13 protein-coding genes and 2 pseudogenes are annotated in these 15,285 nt (G+C 72.6%); 5 read left to right on the top strand and 10 right to left on the bottom strand.

Going from position 1 to position 15,285, the window contains the following annotated elements:
* Window positions 1–409: 409 nt before the first annotated feature.
* The 5 genes from ACFXAZ_RS18035 to ACFXAZ_RS18015 form a co-directional block, all read right to left on the bottom strand.
* On the bottom strand, window positions 410–1,414 hold the full coding sequence (locus ACFXAZ_RS18035; protein ID WP_384591555.1) for a glycosyltransferase: 1,005 nt from the start codon (window positions 1,412–1,414) through the stop codon (window positions 410–412).
* Window positions 1,411–2,256 (bottom strand): glycosyltransferase family 2 protein, encoded by an 846-nt coding sequence (locus ACFXAZ_RS18030; RefSeq protein ID WP_384591552.1) that lies wholly within the window; start codon window positions 2,254–2,256, stop codon window positions 1,411–1,413. Before ACFXAZ_RS18030 ends, ACFXAZ_RS18035 begins: the two co-directional genes overlap by 4 nt.
* A 352-nt stretch (window positions 2,257–2,608) precedes the next feature.
* Window positions 2,609–3,700 (bottom strand): GNAT family N-acetyltransferase, encoded by a 1,092-nt coding sequence (locus tag ACFXAZ_RS18025; RefSeq protein WP_384591549.1) that lies wholly within the window; start codon window positions 3,698–3,700, stop codon window positions 2,609–2,611.
* Window position 3,701: 1 nt separating this feature from the next.
* Window positions 3,702–4,148: a hypothetical protein gene (locus ACFXAZ_RS18020; protein WP_384591546.1), complete on the bottom strand. Its 447-nt coding sequence runs from the start codon at window positions 4,146–4,148 to the stop codon at window positions 3,702–3,704.
* Window positions 4,149–4,542: 394 nt separating this feature from the next.
* The gene (locus tag ACFXAZ_RS18015; protein WP_384591543.1) at window positions 4,543–5,751 is read right to left on the bottom strand and encodes a S8 family peptidase; all 1,209 of its coding nucleotides are present in this window, start codon (window positions 5,749–5,751) and stop codon (window positions 4,543–4,545) included.
* Window positions 5,752–6,068: 317 nt separating this feature from the next.
* Here ACFXAZ_RS18015 and ACFXAZ_RS18010 point away from each other — a divergent pair, with 317 nt between their 5' ends.
* Window positions 6,069–6,872, top strand: coding sequence for an SGNH/GDSL hydrolase family protein (locus ACFXAZ_RS18010; protein ID WP_384591540.1), 804 nt, complete (start codon window positions 6,069–6,071; stop codon window positions 6,870–6,872).
* A gap of 9 nt (window positions 6,873–6,881) precedes the next feature.
* Here ACFXAZ_RS18010 and ACFXAZ_RS18005 read toward each other — a convergent pair whose 3' ends face one another.
* Window positions 6,882–8,519, bottom strand: coding sequence for a protein kinase (locus ACFXAZ_RS18005; RefSeq protein ID WP_384591537.1), 1,638 nt, complete (start codon window positions 8,517–8,519; stop codon window positions 6,882–6,884).
* Window positions 8,520–8,903: 384 nt separating this feature from the next.
* Between ACFXAZ_RS18005 and ACFXAZ_RS18000 the strand changes: the two are divergent.
* Both ACFXAZ_RS18000 and ACFXAZ_RS17995 read left to right on the top strand, forming a co-directional pair.
* Window positions 8,904–9,269: pseudogene (locus ACFXAZ_RS18000) on the top strand (anti-sigma factor); the annotation flags it as partial.
* 126 nt (window positions 9,270–9,395) lie between these two features.
* Window positions 9,396–9,665, top strand: coding sequence for a hypothetical protein (locus tag ACFXAZ_RS17995; RefSeq protein ID WP_382691796.1), 270 nt, complete (start codon window positions 9,396–9,398; stop codon window positions 9,663–9,665).
* Window positions 9,666–9,827: 162 nt separating this feature from the next.
* Here the strand turns inward: ACFXAZ_RS17995 and ACFXAZ_RS17990 are convergent.
* The 4 genes and pseudogenes from ACFXAZ_RS17990 to hmgA form a co-directional block, all read right to left on the bottom strand.
* A pseudogene (locus ACFXAZ_RS17990) lies at window positions 9,828–10,046 on the bottom strand (ABC transporter permease); the annotation flags it as partial.
* A complete protein-coding gene (locus tag ACFXAZ_RS17985) occupies window positions 10,042–11,193 on the bottom strand; it encodes a type ISP restriction/modification enzyme (protein ID WP_384591534.1) in 1,152 nt (383 codons plus the stop codon). The pseudogene ACFXAZ_RS17990 and the gene ACFXAZ_RS17985, both read right to left, overlap by 5 nt.
* A gap of 264 nt (window positions 11,194–11,457) precedes the next feature.
* Window positions 11,458–12,207, bottom strand: a complete 750-nt coding sequence (locus ACFXAZ_RS17980; RefSeq protein ID WP_384591531.1) for a GntR family transcriptional regulator — start codon at window positions 12,205–12,207, stop codon at window positions 11,458–11,460.
* A gap of 72 nt (window positions 12,208–12,279) precedes the next feature.
* Entirely contained in the window at window positions 12,280–13,593 is a 1,314-nt protein-coding gene (gene hmgA / locus ACFXAZ_RS17975; RefSeq protein ID WP_384591528.1) for a homogentisate 1,2-dioxygenase, read from the bottom strand.
* Between the two features lie 188 nt (window positions 13,594–13,781).
* Between hmgA and ACFXAZ_RS17970 the strand changes: the two genes are divergently transcribed.
* Together ACFXAZ_RS17970 and ACFXAZ_RS17965 are read left to right on the top strand one after the other, a co-directional pair.
* Window positions 13,782–14,465 (top strand): hypothetical protein, encoded by a 684-nt coding sequence (locus ACFXAZ_RS17970; protein ID WP_384591525.1) that lies wholly within the window; start codon window positions 13,782–13,784, stop codon window positions 14,463–14,465.
* A 60-nt stretch (window positions 14,466–14,525) separates the two neighbouring features.
* Window positions 14,526–15,182 carry a TetR family transcriptional regulator gene (locus tag ACFXAZ_RS17965; RefSeq protein ID WP_384591522.1) on the top strand — a complete coding sequence of 219 codons (657 nt, stop codon included), beginning with the start codon at window positions 14,526–14,528 and terminating at the stop codon, window positions 15,180–15,182.
* Window positions 15,183–15,285 lie beyond the last annotated feature (103 nt).

Genomic DNA, 15,285 nt, shown 5'->3' with positions numbered 1-15,285 from the left:
CGCGTCGGCCGTGCCCGCTTCCCTTGACGGGTCAGTCACGGTGGCCCCTGTCGGCGTGTCAGGCGTGACGGCTTTTCTGGGCGTGTCGGTCATGGCCGTTTCCCTGGACGGGTCAGCCATGGCGGCCCCTGCCAGCGCCTCAGGTGTGGCCGTTTCCCCCGGCGCCTCGGTCGTGGCCGCTCCCCTTGACACGTCAGCCATGGCGACCCCCTGTCGAAGTGTCGGCCGTGGCGGCTTCCCCTGACCTGTCGGCCGTGGTGGCTTCCCCTGACCTGTCGGCCGTGGTCGCCACCCTCGGCGCGTCAGGCACGATCGCCTCCCCAACGCGTCAGGCGTGACCGCTTCCCCCGGCGCGCAAGCCGCAGCCCCTTCCCCCGACGCGCCGGCCAAAGCCCCTTCCCCCCGCACCTCAGCCACGACCGCCCCCCTCGACCCGCCCCGTCCCGATTCGTTCCGCCTCGAACGTCGTGCCCTCGCGGCGTGCCCGGACGCTTCCGACGACGTACCCACCGGCCGCCGTCACCACTCCGGCGACGATCGCGCCCGCGCGTCCCGCGCCGCCCGGCCGGGCGAGGACCGCGTCGCGCAGGCCGCGGGCGACTCCGGCGGGCAGCACCCGGGTGGCGTACCGGCGTTCGGACTCCAGTCCCTTGGCCGCGCCGACGCTGCGGGACACCAGGGCCTTGGACAGGCCCTCGGCGTAGGCGCGGGTGCGGAAGTAGGCGAACCGCTCACGCTGGCCCGGCACCCGGTGGTGGATCACCGCCCGGTCGTCCAGCAGCAGCACGGCGTCCGGCAGGGCGCGGGCCAGCCGGATGCACAGTTCCGTCTCCTCGCAGCCCAGCGGGCGTTTGTCGCCGTCGCGGCCGATACCGGTGGCGAAGCCGCCCGCCGCGTCGAACGCCGTACGGCGGAAGGAGGCGTTGCCGCCGAGGACATTGCGCACCCGGGCGATCCCGCGCGGCTGCCCGGTGTACGTACAGCCCACCACCCAGTCGAACTCCCGAGGGAACCAGACCGGCCGTCGCCCCGACGCCCAGACCGGCTCGGTGCGCCCGCCGACCGCCATCACGCGCGGGTCGGCGTAGTGCCCGGCGAGCCGCAGCAGCCAGTCCCGCTCGGCCACCGCGTCGTCGTCGAGGAAGGCGATGATCTCGCCGCGCGCGGCGGCGATCCCGGTGTTGCGGCCCGCCGACAGCCCGCGCGGGCCCGCGTTGGCGAGCACCCGCACGCCCCCGGTCTCCTGGTACTCCCCGCCCAGCCGGTCCAGGAGCGCCGGATTGTGGTCCACGACCAGCAGGGTCTCCAGGACCGGGCGGGACTGCGCCCGCACCGAGACGACCGCCGCGAGGATGTCGTCCCAGCGGTCCTCGGTGTACACGCAGATCACGACGGAGACGCCGGGACCGCTCAAGACACCTCTCCCCGGACCGTGTCGAGCATCGGGGAGCGGGCCGGGCGGCGCCGCAGCGCCCGCCGGTTGGAACGCTCCGCGAGGATCACCCTCAGCACCCGCAGCCCGTCGCGGACGGCCCGCAGATTGCTGGTGCCGTGGATGCGCAGATACTCGTGGCTCGGTATCTCCTGCACCTTCAGACCCGCCTTGACGACCCGGATGTTCATCAGGGTCTCCACCTCGAAGCCGGTGCAGTCGAGGTCGATCTCGTCGAGGCAGTGCCGCCAGAACGCGTTGTATCCGTAGCAGAGATCGGTGTAGCGGGCGCCGAACTTCCCGTTGACGACCGCGCACAGCACGCGGTTGCCCAGCCTGCGGATGAAGGTCATGTCGTCGGTGCCGCCGCCGTTCGCGAACCGCGACCCCTTGGCGAAGTCGGCGCCCGAGACCAGCGCCGAGACATACGAGACGATCTCGCCGCCGTCGGCCGAGCCGTCCGCGTCGACCATCACGATGATGTCGCCGGTGCACGCCTCGAACCCGGTGATCAGCGCGTCCCCCTTGCCCTTCCCGCGCTGTTCCACCACCCGGACGCCCGGCCACAGCGCGCGCGCCACGCCCACGGTGTCGTCGGTGGAATTGCCGTCGACCAGGACCACCTCATGGATCCAGTCGGGCAGCGTCCTGAACACGTACGGCAGGTTCTCGGCCTCGTTCATGGCGGGGATCACCACGCTCACCGGTGCCGTGATCGCCAGGTGGGAGGAGATCGGCCGGTAGGCGCCGGCGGTCGCCGGTTTCTTGGCCGTTTCCATGGACGGATCGTCACCCGTGCTCACCGGGTGCAGTACAGAACTCATGAGTCCGGTCCCTCTCGTCCGGTGGACCGCCCGCCCCTGGGCGGCCCGGCTCTGTGTCCGGTTCGAAAGGGGGGTATCTCACCTACGGCACACCGGAGCTGACGCTCTGTGTGTGCGAGGTGAGCTGGCAGTGCGCCGGATGCCGCAGCACGGCAGCCGGTCGCGCGGCTCGGCCCGTCGGCCTACGGCTTCCGGGCACGGCACCCCCCTGCCGCGCTCCCGCGCCGGTATCCCCCAGGGCCCTGAGCCCTCCCCTGGAGCCCTTGGACGATGATCCGGTGCGGGTGATTTGTATGACGGTATTGACGGTTGACCATTTATAGCAAGACCTACACCGAGGTCTCACTTTTTGTTACTTTGACCGAATCTTTCCTATCCGCTTCAGCAGCCGATCGGCGGGTTCGAACAGCTCCGGCCGGGTCACCACCGCGTTGCGCAGCGCCCGTACCGGCGCCCGCCGGGCCCGATGCCCGACCGCCACCGGGTGACGTCGGGTCACCCACCCCTCGGACACCTGGATTTCCCGGGTCTTCAGGGAGTCCTTGTATTCCTTCTGGCCGCGCCCGAGGTCCAGATAGGCGATCCCGTCGGCCGCCGCCGCCTCGGCCATCCGCAGATGCAGCACCAGACCGGGCGAGTACTTCGCGAACGCCGGGTCGTACGCGGGGAACCAGCAGGCCAGCACCCGCTCGCTGCGCAGCCCGAAGTGCGCGGCGACCGGCCGGTCCCCGGCGTACAGCACCGACAGCAGTCCGGCGAACGGCGCCGAACGGGTGTGGAAGAGCCGCTCCACCAGCAGGGTGATCCAGTCGTGCGCGAACCGGTCGCCGCGGCCGGTCCTGCGGTACTGCGCCGACTTCCAGTCCATCAGCGTGCGCAGCACGGCCGGATCGCGCTCGTCATGGACGTACCGGGTCCCCGCCGCGTCCCGCCCCAGCTTGCGTTCCTTGGCCAGGGTGGAGCGGGTGAACTTCGGCGCGTGCGTGCGCAGTTGTGCCAGATAGGCGTCGTATCCGCGGTCGATGTCCATGACCGGGGACGGGAAGGTGCCGGAGACCTGCGCCTCGAACGGCCGCTGGCCCGTCACCAGATGGTCGTACTCGAACACGGCCAGCCCGCAGCCCCGCAGCAGTTCGGCGGCGTCCCAGCTGAACCCCGGCCGGTGCACCACGCCCTGTGCGTCGGACACCCCGAGCCCGATCGCCCGGCCGACGCCCGCCGCCGTGCGCTGGAACGGAAAGTACGCGGCGGGTGCGCCGCCCTCCCGGACCACCGCGATCCGCACCCCGCGTCTGCACCGGCCGATCGCGAGCGCGAACTCCGGGGCGAGAAACGGATTGGCCAGTTCCGGTGTCCCGTGGAGATGGGCCTGGGCCTGGAAACCCGTCCAGGCCGCCCGGTCGGCGCCGGTCAGCTCGCCGGGGCGGTACACACTGATGTCCACGTCACGCGTCCTGTCTGTTCGCCGAACGGCGGGGCTCCGGGCGGCTGCGGCGGCGGAGCAGCACCAGCAGCAGGGTCACCGCGCTGAACGCGCCGACGGCCGCGATCCCGACGGTCACCGACCAGCGGTGCAGCGCCAGCATCCCCTGCGCCACCAGCATGTTCACGACGATCGCGCCCGCCACCGAGGCGATCAGCCGGCCGAACGGGTCCAGTCCGGACAGCGCGGCGGCCAGGGCCGCGGCCGGCGCGGCGAACAGGAAGAACAGGGTGAACGGCCCGCGCAGCGGCCAGTCCGACCCGGTCAGCGCCAGCACCGCGCCGATCCCCCCGACGGCCGTCGCGGCGCCCGCGAGCAGCGGTGACAGGTCCCTCCCCGGTCCCGGCCGCGCCCGCTCGGTGTCCCGCGGTGCCGTTGTTGCGGTTGTCTCTGTGTGTAAGCGCTGCATTGGCGACTTTGCCCCCCGAAGCGCCGGATGCCGGGCTTCAATGTCGCGCAGCCCGCGAGCACCCGTCAAGACGCGAAAGCCGGTCACCCACACGGCGGAAGCGCGCCCCGGCGGGGTGCGCGAGCCGTGCTTCGGTGCGCCGGGGGACGGACGGGGTACGGACGCCGGTCGCGCGCAACGCGTGCAGCGGGTCCCCCGGAGCGCGTGGGGGCGCCCGGGGAACCCGCCGGTCACACCGGGCGCGCTCCGGTGTCACACGGGTGGTGCCGGTCGTACTTGTGGTGCGGGTGTCACGGGCGGTGCGGAAGCCGCCGCCCCGAGGTCACTCAGATCGCTCAGATCGCTCAGATCACCCGGATCACCCGGATCACACAGGTCACCCGGATCACACAGGTCACGGGACGATCTTCAGCAGACGGTTCGGGGAACCGGTGCCGGGACCGACGACCTTGTTCGGGGTCGACCCGTTCACCAGCGCCGTGGCCACCTGGGCGGGCGTCGACGTGGTGTGGTTCGCGAGGTAGATCGCCGCCGCGCCCGCCACGTGCGGGGTCGCCATCGACGTACCGGAGATGGTGCTGGTCGCGGTGTCGCTGGTGTGCCAGCCGGCGGTGATGGAGGAGCCGGGGGCGAAGATGTCCAGCACCGTGCCGTAGTTGGAGTAGCTGGCGCGGGCGTCCGTGCTGGTGGTGGCGCCGACCGTGATCGCCTCGGCGACCCGGGCGGGGGAGTACGAGGACGCGTTGAGGTTGTTGTTGCCCGCCGCGACCGCGTAGGTGACGCCGGAGGCGATGGAGTTGCGCACCGCCGTGTCCAGCGTGGTGGAGGCGCCGCCGCCCAGCGAGAGGTTGGCGACCGAGGGGCCGGAGTGGTTCTGGGTCACCCAGTCGACGCCCGCGATGACCCCGGCGGTGGTGCCGGAGCCGCTGTTGTCCAGCACCCGCACCGCGACGATCTTCGCCTTCTTGGCGACGCCGTAGGTGGAGCCCGCGATCGTGGTGGCCACATGGGTGCCGTGGCCGTTGCCGTCGGCGGCGATGGTGTCGCCGTCGATGGCGTCGTAGCCGTAGGTCGCACGGCCACTGATCTGCTGGTGGGTGATCCGCACACCGGTGTCCACGACGTATACGGTCACGCCGCTGCCCGCGGTGTCCGGGTAGGTGTAGGTGCCGGAGAGCGGGAGCGAGGTCTGGTCCACGCGGTCCAGGCCCCACGGGGCGCTGGTCTGGGTGGTGTCGGTGACCTGGACGCGCTGGTTCTGCTCGACGGAGGCGACCGCCGGGTCGGCGGCCAGTCTGCGGGCCTCCTCGGCGGAGAGCGTCGCGGTGTAGCCGTTCAGCGCGCTGCCGAACGTCTTGTCCACCTTGCCGCCGTACTCGCCGATCAGGCCCTTGCCGGTGCTGGAGGACGCCTTGAAGCCCGCGTCCTTGTCGAGCGTGACGATGTAGCTGTCCTTGACGGCGGTGGGGGAGCCGGCCGCGATGACCTTGCCCTCGGCCGGAGCGGCCTGGGCGGGTATCGCGGTGAGCCCGCCGACGAGGGCGGCGGTCGCCAGGGTGGTTATCGCGGCGAGCCGCACCTTGTTGCTACGCAGGTGTGCCATTACGAGGGTGTCCTCCTGTTGGCGGCACGCGCCCGGGATATGGGCGCGCGACTGTGGGGGATGCGCGCGTATTCGCGCGGCACAACCCCTGGAACGTCGCGTTCCGTTCCGGGGCTGCGGTACAGCCTCGGTCATCCACCCGCGTAGATCAAGGGTGTTGAGCACCTGTCAACAAACGTGACATGTGCACGTAATCAAGCGGTGAAGACCTGCCGGAATTTGTGGACGATGTCTGAAGGTCTTGGCATGAACACTTCCAATCAACGCGCGTAGTCGGTACGCATGGTGCGGCAGAGATCCTGCTAAAGGGAGGTTCCATGAGACGTTCCCGGATCGCCGTGTTCCTCAGCTCGTTCCTCCTCGCCGCCGGTGCCGCCCTCACCGGGGCGAGCGCCGCACAGGGCGCCGAAGCCGCCGCGACCGGCTATGTGGCGCTGGGCGACTCCTACTCCTCCGGTGTCGGCGCGGGCAGTTACATCGGCTCCAGCGGCGACTGCAAGCGCAGCACGAACGCGTACCCCTCGCTGTGGGCCGCCGCCAACTCACCCTCGTCCTTCAACTTCACGGCCTGCTCGGGCGCCCGAACGGATGAAGTCCTGGCCGGGCAGCTCACCCCGCTCAGCGCGTCCACCGGTCTGGTCTCGATCAGCGTCGGCGGCAACGACGCCGGTTTCGCCGACATCATGACGACCTGTGTGCTCCAGTCCGACAGCTCCTGCATCTCCCGGATCAACACCGCGCGGACGTACGTGACCGCCACCCTGCCGGGCAAGCTCGACTCCGTGTACTCCGCCATCCGCTCCAAGGCCCCGTCGGCCCAGGTCGTCGTGCTCGGCTACCCCCGCTTCTATCTGCTGGGCCAGAGCTGCCTCGGCCTCTCGGAGACCAAGCGCAAGGCCATCAACGACGCCTCCGACCTGCTCAACACCACCATCGCCAAGCGCGCCGCCGACCACGGCTTCACCTTCGGTGACGTCCGCTCCACCTTCACCGGCCACGAGATCTGCTCCGGCAGCTCCTGGCTGCACAGCGTCAACTGGCTCAACGTCGGCGAGTCCTACCACCCGACCGCCGCGGGCCAGTCCGGCGGCTATCTGCCGGTCCTGAACAACGCGGCCTGACCCGGTACGTCAGTCGGTCGTTGTCGAGGAAGCGGAGGCCCCGCCGGTCGGGGTCTCCGTCACCTCCGGCACACAACTCACCGAGAACTCCACGACGTTCGACGTCACGTCCACCGGATCACGCACCTCCACACCCAGCGCGTTGTGATACGTCCCGCTCTCGTCGTACGCCGTCACCGTCACGCTCTCCTGCCGGGTCCGCGTCCCGCCCTCCGGGAACGACAGCGTCCGCCAGCTCTCGTCCGTGACCTCCCCGTCCCGCGCGACCCAGCGGTAGTCCACCTCGGCGGGCAGCCGCCCCACCGTGAAGGTCGCCGTGAACACCGGGGCCCCGGCCTCCGGCGGACAGGCGCCTTCGTACGCGGTGTGCGCCCCCGCCACCGTCACGGTCACCGACTGCGGCGGAGCGCTCGACCCGCTCGACCCGCTCGACGCGCTTTCCGCGACATCCGGGGTCGGACTCCCCGCCACGTCCCCGCCGGACGGCTCCTCCGGGGACGGCGTGCTCGACACCTCCGCCGAGGCCCGCGGACTCCCCCCGCCCGCACTCCCTTCGTCGCCGCCACCACCGTCGTCATTGCCGTCGACCAGCGCGTACGTCAGCCCGCCGATCGCCAGCGCGAGCGCGGTGACCCCGGCGACCAGGAACACCGCCGCCCGGCGGTCACGGCCGGGCGGGGTCGTGCCGGTCGCGGTGGTGTCCACCCCAGGCACAGGCACCGGCGCCGGCACCGGCATCGGCCGGGGCGGGGTGGCCGGGAACGGGGCCGCGACCGTCGGCGCGGTCGACGCCGACCACACGGTGTCCGCCCGGGGCGCACCGCCCGCGCCGACCAGCCGCAACTCCCGCTCCGCCCGCTCGGCGGACAGCCGCCCGGCCGGGTCCTTGCGCAACAGCCCCTCGATGACCGGGGCCAGCGCACCCGCCCGGCGCGGCGGCGGCAACTCCTCGTCCACGATCGCCCGCAGCGTGCTCAGCGGCGTGTCCTGACGGAACGGCGAGACGCCCTCCACCGCCGCGTACAGCAGCACGCCCAGCGACCACAGATCCGACTCCGGGCCCGGCGTCCGGCCCAGCGCCCGCTCCGGGGCCAGGAACTCCGGCGACCCCACGACCTCCCCGGTCATGGTCAGCGCCGAACTGCCCTCCACCATCGCGATCCCGAAGTCCGTCAGCACCACCCGGCCGTCGTTGGCCAGCAGCACATTGCCGGGCTTCACATCCCGGTGCAGCACCCCGGCCCCGTGCGCGGCCCGCAGCGCGGCCAGCACCTCCGCGCCGATGAGCGCGGCCCGCGGCGGCGGCATCGGGCCCTCCGCGTCCAGCGTGTCGGCCAGCGACAGCCCCCGGACCAGCTCCATCACGATCCACGGCCGGCCGTCGTCGGTGGCGACGTCGTACACCGTCACCACGTTCCGGTGCGTGATGCGCGCCGCCGCCCACGCCTCGCGCTCCAGCCGGGCGTACATCCGCTCCACGTCCGGCGCCGGCAGCCCCGCCGGGGCGCGCACCTCCTTGACGGCCACCTCGCGGTGCAGCACCTCGTCCCGGGCCCGCCACACCGTGCCCATACCGCCCGCGCCCAACGGCGACAGCAACCGGTACCGGCCCGCGATCACCCGCTCACTGCCCGGCTGTTCGGACACCGGCGCACCCCCCTTCGCCCCGCCCGACGCACCACGCCAGATTTCTCCCCAAAGTAGCTCAGCCCCATCCGGATGCGGCCCCCCTGAACACCGATCCGACCCCTGAACACCGTTCCGGCCCCAAGAACCGCCGCGACACCCGTGAATCCGCCCACCGCGCCGGCCCCGTCACCGGCTACGCGGCCCAGCCAGGCCACCCCACCGAGGTCCCGGATCACCCCGCACCCCCCGCACCCCCCCGTACGGGCCCGGCCCGAGGGCACCGTCCGGCTCACCTGGACGCCCACGGCCCCCCGCCCGAGGCCCTGCGCGCCCGGGTCCTGACCGCCGTACGCACCACCGCGCGGGAGCCCGCCCCCGCGCACACTCCGTCACCGCCGCTCCCCCCAGGACCGGCTGGATGCCGAGCGGGCCCGGGCGCGTGAGATCGCCCACGTTTCTGACCGCCCCGGACGCCCGGGGCCGCGGAATCGGAGTGATCGCCTCCACCCGGAGGGGCGCGCGGTGGTGACCTTGAGCGGATACGACGCCCTCCCGAGCGGACACGTGCACCCACCGCGGCTCATGCGCCCCCACGCGCAACCACGCTCCCCGGGGCTCTTCGCCGCCGACACGCCCTTGGCCGCGTCCGGTCTCGACCCCTCTGTGACGTCACTCGCCGTAACTGTCGGGCGAGATGGCGGCTCGTCACAGCCCACCGGCCAGCATGTTGTCCAACTCGCCCTGAAATCGGTTGGATTCGGAGAGTAGTCGCCGGGTGTGCGTCAACCCCCTTACGGGAAAGGTGAATCCTGTGACCTCGATACACGGGTGCCCCAAGGGGGCGATAGGGTTAGCCTGCCCGGGCCGGGTGGACTCGTACGGGTGGGGAGTGACATGGATCAGATAACAGCGCACAGCAGGGCAAGGGTCCCTGCGATCAGCTGCGGGAGCAGCGCGACCAGTTCGCGCCTCGACCGTCACCTGTCGGTGCTGGCGGGTCCCCCCGTGCCACAGCGGGAGACGGCCGAGGCCACCTCGCTGATGCGTGAGCTGACCGCGCGTGACACCGCGCACGACCCCAGCGCCCAGGGCGCCAAGGTACGCCGCGTCTCGCTCTTCGCACCGCTCCGCCGACTCCGCCGCTCCCTGTTCGGCGGACGCTGAGCAAGCCCGACGACCCCCGCTCCCCGACCGCCCACGACCCCCAGCGCTTGAACTGACGCCCCCGACTCCCCACGGGCGGCGTCAGTCGCGTACCCCGGCCCCTGCGCATTCCTCCCGTTCCCCCTCCCCCTTCACCCGACGGGCGCCGCCCGCCCTGACGCCTCACCCCTGCCCGCGCGCGTACCGGCGGACGGCGAGCGGGACGGACACCGCCGGCAGCAGCGCGCACCACAGCAGCGACCCGGTCACCGGGTGGGCCACCGGCCAGGCGGCGTCCGCCGGTACCGGCGCATCGCCGAACAGATCCCGCGGGGCCGTGGCCAGCGCGCTGATCGGATTCCACTCGGCCACCGTGCGCAGTCAGCCCGGCATCCCGTCAGAGCAGGGCGAGCTGGCCCTCCGGGCCCTCCTCGTGCGGGTCCAGCACCGACGCCGGGCGGCGGGACGACGGCGGGACCGGGAGCACGCCGGCCGCGCGCAGGTCGGCGGCCGTGACCGGGTCCGGGAACTCCTCCGGCAGCGGCGGGACCTCCGCGAGCAGGGCGAGGACCGTGATCAGCTCCAGCAGCTCCGACGTCCACGCCCGCCGCCAGCCCGCCGGGCGGATCGCCGACAGCACCCCCGGCTCGGGTTCACCCGTCCGGGCGATGAACCACCGCTCCAGGACCCGTTCCCCGCCCACCTCGAAGTCCCAGGCGCCCGGCGGCACCGGGGAGATCCGGCCCTCACCGAGACACAGGGTCTCCGTCGCGCGGTCGTAGTCGAGGCCGGGCGGGCGGTCCGGCAAGGGAGCGCGGACGTACGGGCGGCGCCCGCCGGGGAGCTTGGGGCGGTCGCCGTCGCGGCGCATCAGCCACAGGGCACGGCGGCCCGACGCCACGCCCCGCGCCCAGAGCCCGGGGTCCGCGGTGAGCGGCACGGAGAGATCGGCGCGGACCGCGCTCAGGATCCAGGCCAGCACATCCACCGGCTCCGGCAGCCCGCCGAGCCGGGCGCCCAGGTGCTCCAGCAGACCGGGCGCCAGATTGGGTTCGGTGCCGCCGGGGCGGCGGTACAGCGGGCGGATGCGGCCGGGCCGCAGCAGCGGCAGCAGCGAGGTCGCCAGCAGCGGCGGGCCGGTGCCGCCGGGCGTCTCCGTCACGAAGACCTGCCGCTCGTCCGCCACCCGCCACAGCTCGGGCCGGGCCGCGTCGATCAGCCGGTGATCGGGGATCAGCCACTGCTCGTCGAACGGCGCCACCAGCGCCCGCACCGGCTCGGGACAGGGACCCTCGGCCCGCGCCAGCCGCTCGGTACCGCCGGACCGGCCGGGCAGTCCGCCCACCGCCGAGTACGGCGTCCGGGCCCGCGTCGGCTCGAACAGGGCCGCGCGCTCGTCCCCCGCGGTCTTCATCAAGCGGTCCCAACGGGCCTTCAAGGACGCCGGATCAGGACCCGCCGGCCAGCCCCGGCCGAGCCGCGGAGGTGCGACGGACCACGGCATGAGGTCCGCCAGCGGCGGAGCGTCGTCGAGCGTCACGCCCGGCATCGTACGACGGGGCGGTGGGGCGGGGGCGAGGGATCGTCGTCCGGATCGGCCCGTCCACGGGGTGGGCCGCGGGGCGGGCACCGCTCGGCCGGCCCGGGCGCGGGGGAGCCGGGAGCCGGGTCCCGTAGGCGCGTTGTCGCCCGCCCCTCGCCGTGCGGCGCCGTGCGCGCACTCCCGCCCGGCCCGCGTGGAGGCACCGCCTCCGGGCGGACGGGGGGGATGCGGCGGCAAGTCCGGGGCCCAGCCGATGATCCCCGGAAGGGCCTACGTGGCGTCCACGGTCACCGTGAAGGAGAAACGGTCGCCCCGGTAGTGGATGACGGCCACGTCCAGGACCTGGCCGGCGGTGTCGTAGGCGATGCCGGTGTAGTGGAGGATCGGGCTGAGCAGCGGGACCCGCAGGAGACGCGCGGTCTCGGGGTCGGCGAGACGGGCCTGGACGGTGTCGGTGATCCGGCTGATGTCGGCGCCGACGATGTCCCGCAGCACCTTGGTCATCGGCCAGCGGGCCAGGTCCCGCGGGTCGATGCGGTCGGCGAGTTCGGGGCGGACGTAGTTGCGGGCGTGGTTGGTGGGCTCGCCCGTCTTCGCGTCGCTGCGCAGCCGGTGGTACGTCATCACCTCCCCCAGATCGGGGAAGTGCTCGGCGTACTCGGCGGGCACCGGCACCCGCCCCTGCTCCAGCAGCTCGGCGGTCATGCCGGACTGCTGGGCCACGATGGTGTCCACCGAGCCCAGCAGCAGCACCGGGGCGCCGCGGGTCGCGTCCGGCTCGATGAAGGTGCCCCGGCGCCGGTGCCGGGTGATCAGCCCCTCGTCCTCCAGCTCCTTCAGCGCCTGCCGCATGGTCAGCACACTGACCCCGTAGTGGTCCGCCAACCGCTCCTCGGTGGGCAGCCGCAGCGAGTCCCGCGCGGATCGGCCGAGTATCGAGGCGCGCAGCGACTGCGACACCTGGTACCACAGCGGCAGCTTGCGGTTGAGGACGATCGAGTCAGGAGCGAAGGAGGTCACGGGGCCATCCGTACCGGCAGGGAATGTGTCCGTGCAACCGGGTGAGCCGTACCCGGCGGGGGGCGGGGGCGCTCACGGCGTGCGGAAATGCCGTTCGAGGCCCTGCCAGACATCGTCGTAGCCCTGCTGGAGATGGCCGGCGTCCGCCGCCTGCGGGGCGAGCGTCACCGGCCAGCGGGTCTCGAACATGAAGGCGAGCCCGTCGTCGATCTTCTGCGGCCTCAGCTCGGCCGCGCTCGCCCGGTCGAACGTCTCCCGGTCCGGCCCGTGCGCCGACATCATGTTGTGCAGCGAGCCGCCGCCCGGCACGAAGCCCTCGGCTTTCGCGTCGTACGCGCCCTCGATCAGGCCCATGTACTCGCTCATCACATTGCGGTGGAAGTACGGCGGCCGGAAGGTGTTCTCGCCCACCAGCCAGCGCGGCGCGAAGACGACGAAGTCGACACCGGCCAGACCCGGGGTGTCGGACGGGGACGTCAGCACCGTGAAGATCGACGGGTCCGGGTGGTCGTACGAGATCGAGCCGATGACATTGAAGCGGCGCAGGTCGTAGACGTACGGCACCAGGTTGCCGTGCCAGGCGACGGCGTCCAGCGGGGAGTGGCCGTAGGTCGCGGTCCACAGGTTGCCGCAGAACTTGTTCACCACCTCCACCGGGCCCTCGATGTCCTCGTACGCGGCCACCGGGGCCTGGAAGTCACGGGCGTTCGCCAGACCGTTGGCGCCGATCGGGCCGAGGTCGGGGAGGACGAACGGGGCGCCGTAGTTCTCGCAGACATAGCCGCGCGCACAGGCGTCCAGCAGTTCGACGCGGAAGCGGACCCCGCGCGGGATCAGGGCGATGTGGCCGGGCTCGGCGCGCAGCAGCCCGAACTCGGTGCGCACAAGCAGCCCGCCGTGCTCCGGCACGATCAGCAGTTCGCCGTCCGCGTCGCTGAACACCCGCTCCATGGAGGCGGTGGCGTGGTAGAGGTGCACGGCCATGCCCGTGCGCTGGGTGACATCGCCGTTGCCGCCGAGGGTCCACAGCCCGGCCACGAAGTCCGTCCCCGGCTCCGGCTCGGGCAGCGGGTTCCAGCGCAGCCGGTTGGGGTCGGGCGCGGTCCGGGTGAACGGGGCCGTGCGGATCTCTCCGTTGCGGGTGCGGGTGAACGCCGGGTGCGCGGCCGAGGGGCGGATGCGGTACAGCCAGGAGCGGCGGTTGTGCGCCCGGGGCTCGGTGAACGCGGTGCCGCTGAGCTGCTCCGCGTACAGCCCGAGCGGGGCCCGCTGGGGCGAGTTGCGGCCGATGGGCAGCGCGCCCGGGACCGCCTCCGAACCGTGCTCGTTGCCGAACCCGGAGAGATAGACCAGCGATTCGGCCGTCTTGCGCGCGTCCGCACTCATGTTCCGCTCCTTGCGATCCCTGATTCCGCGACCCTGATGCCCTCTGATTCCTATGGTCCACCATAGGATTGAGGGGGAGGGGGCGCAAGGGTGTACCCGGGGACTCGTCTGTAGGGACTACGGCCGGACGGTGGAACCAGCCTTGAGGCGGATTCAGGGCGTCGTACCGGTGTTCTACGCTCGCCCGTATGACGTGGACACGGGGGACACTCACCGTGCTCGCGGTCTGTGTCCTGCTGCTGACCGGATCCGCGGGCTGTGACTCGGACGGCGGCCAGGAGCGCGCCGCGGACCAGCCGTACCCGGTGGGCGAGGTGCTCGACGACACCGACTCCGACGGGCGGCACTACCGCGAGATCGACGAGAGCGACGCCCCCGAGGTCGACATCGAGGTGCAGCCGGTCGGTGACGGCGAGGGCTGGGAGGTCCGGCTGACCGTCGAGCACTTCACCTTCTCGCCGTTCGGGACCCGGGCCCAGGCCGTGGCCGGCCGGGGCGTGGCCCGGCTGTTCATCGACGGCCGCCCGGTCGTCGACCTGCACACCCCCTCGCACCGCCTCGCCGCCGACCTCATGGGGCGCGGCACCCACCAGGTCACCGTCCGGCTCTACGCGGACGACGGCACGGTGTGGGCGGCCGACGGTGAGCCCGTGGAGTCCACGGCGGACATCACGGTGTCCGAGCCCGGTCCGGGGGCGTCGGCGCTGTCGGCGCCGGGTCCGTCGGCGTCGGGTCGGTCGGCGTCGGTCTCTGTGTCGGCCGGGGCCTCGGCCGGGGCTTCGGGGCCGTCCGGATCCGGTCCGTCCGCATCCGGTCTGTCCCCATCCGGTCCGTCCGCCTCGGCCGTGGTGCCGGTCCCGGCCGCCGGTTAGCGTCCGGCCGCCCCCCCCGTGCCGGAGGCCCGCTTCACCCCGGCCCGGCGGAAAGGCATCATGATGCCCGTGCCCCATGCGACGACCCCGCTCCGCCGCGCCCCCGTGCAGCGGCGCAGCGCCGAGCGGCTGACCCGGATCCTCGACGCGTGCGCCGACCTCCTCGACGAGGTCGGCTACGACGCCCTGAGCACCCGGGCCGTCGCCCAGCGCGCCGGTGTCCCCATCGGGTCGGTCTACCGCTTCTTCGGCAACAAGCGGGCGATGGCCGACGCCCTCGCCGGGCGCAATCTGGAGCGGTACACCGAGCGGGTCCGGGCGCGGCTCGACGCCCTGGACGGTGCGGTCGATGACGCCCCGGGCGGCGACGGCTGGCGCGCGGCCCTGGACGCCGTACTCGACGAGTACCTCGCCATGAAGCGCACCGCGCCCGGCTTCTCCCTCGTCGACTTCGGCAATCAGATCCCGGTCGGCTCCCGCCACGACGAACCCAACCACCGGGTCGCCGACCGTCTCGCCGGTCTTCTCGCCGGCCATCTCGGCCGCCACCCCGACGACGACGCCCTGCGGCGCACCTTCCTGGTCGCGGTGGAGACCGCCGACACCCTGGTCCACCTGGCCTTCCGGGTCGATCCGCGGGGGGACGCGGCGATCATCGAGGAGATGCGGAAGATGCTGCGCGCCTATCTGGGACGGGCACTGGATCCCTGTGACTGACCTGAGCAAAGCTGTGACCTGGAGTTTTGCGCTTATTGCTCGCGTGTCAACGTCTTGTTAACACTCTTTGACCGGACCTAACGTCGTCGCACCGCCGGCCCTG

This window comes from Streptomyces sp. NPDC059477 (assembly GCF_042749375.1).
Taxonomy (GTDB): Bacteria; Actinomycetota; Actinomycetes; order Streptomycetales; family Streptomycetaceae; genus Streptomyces.
This window is presented reverse-complemented; position numbering and strand designations above follow the sequence as displayed.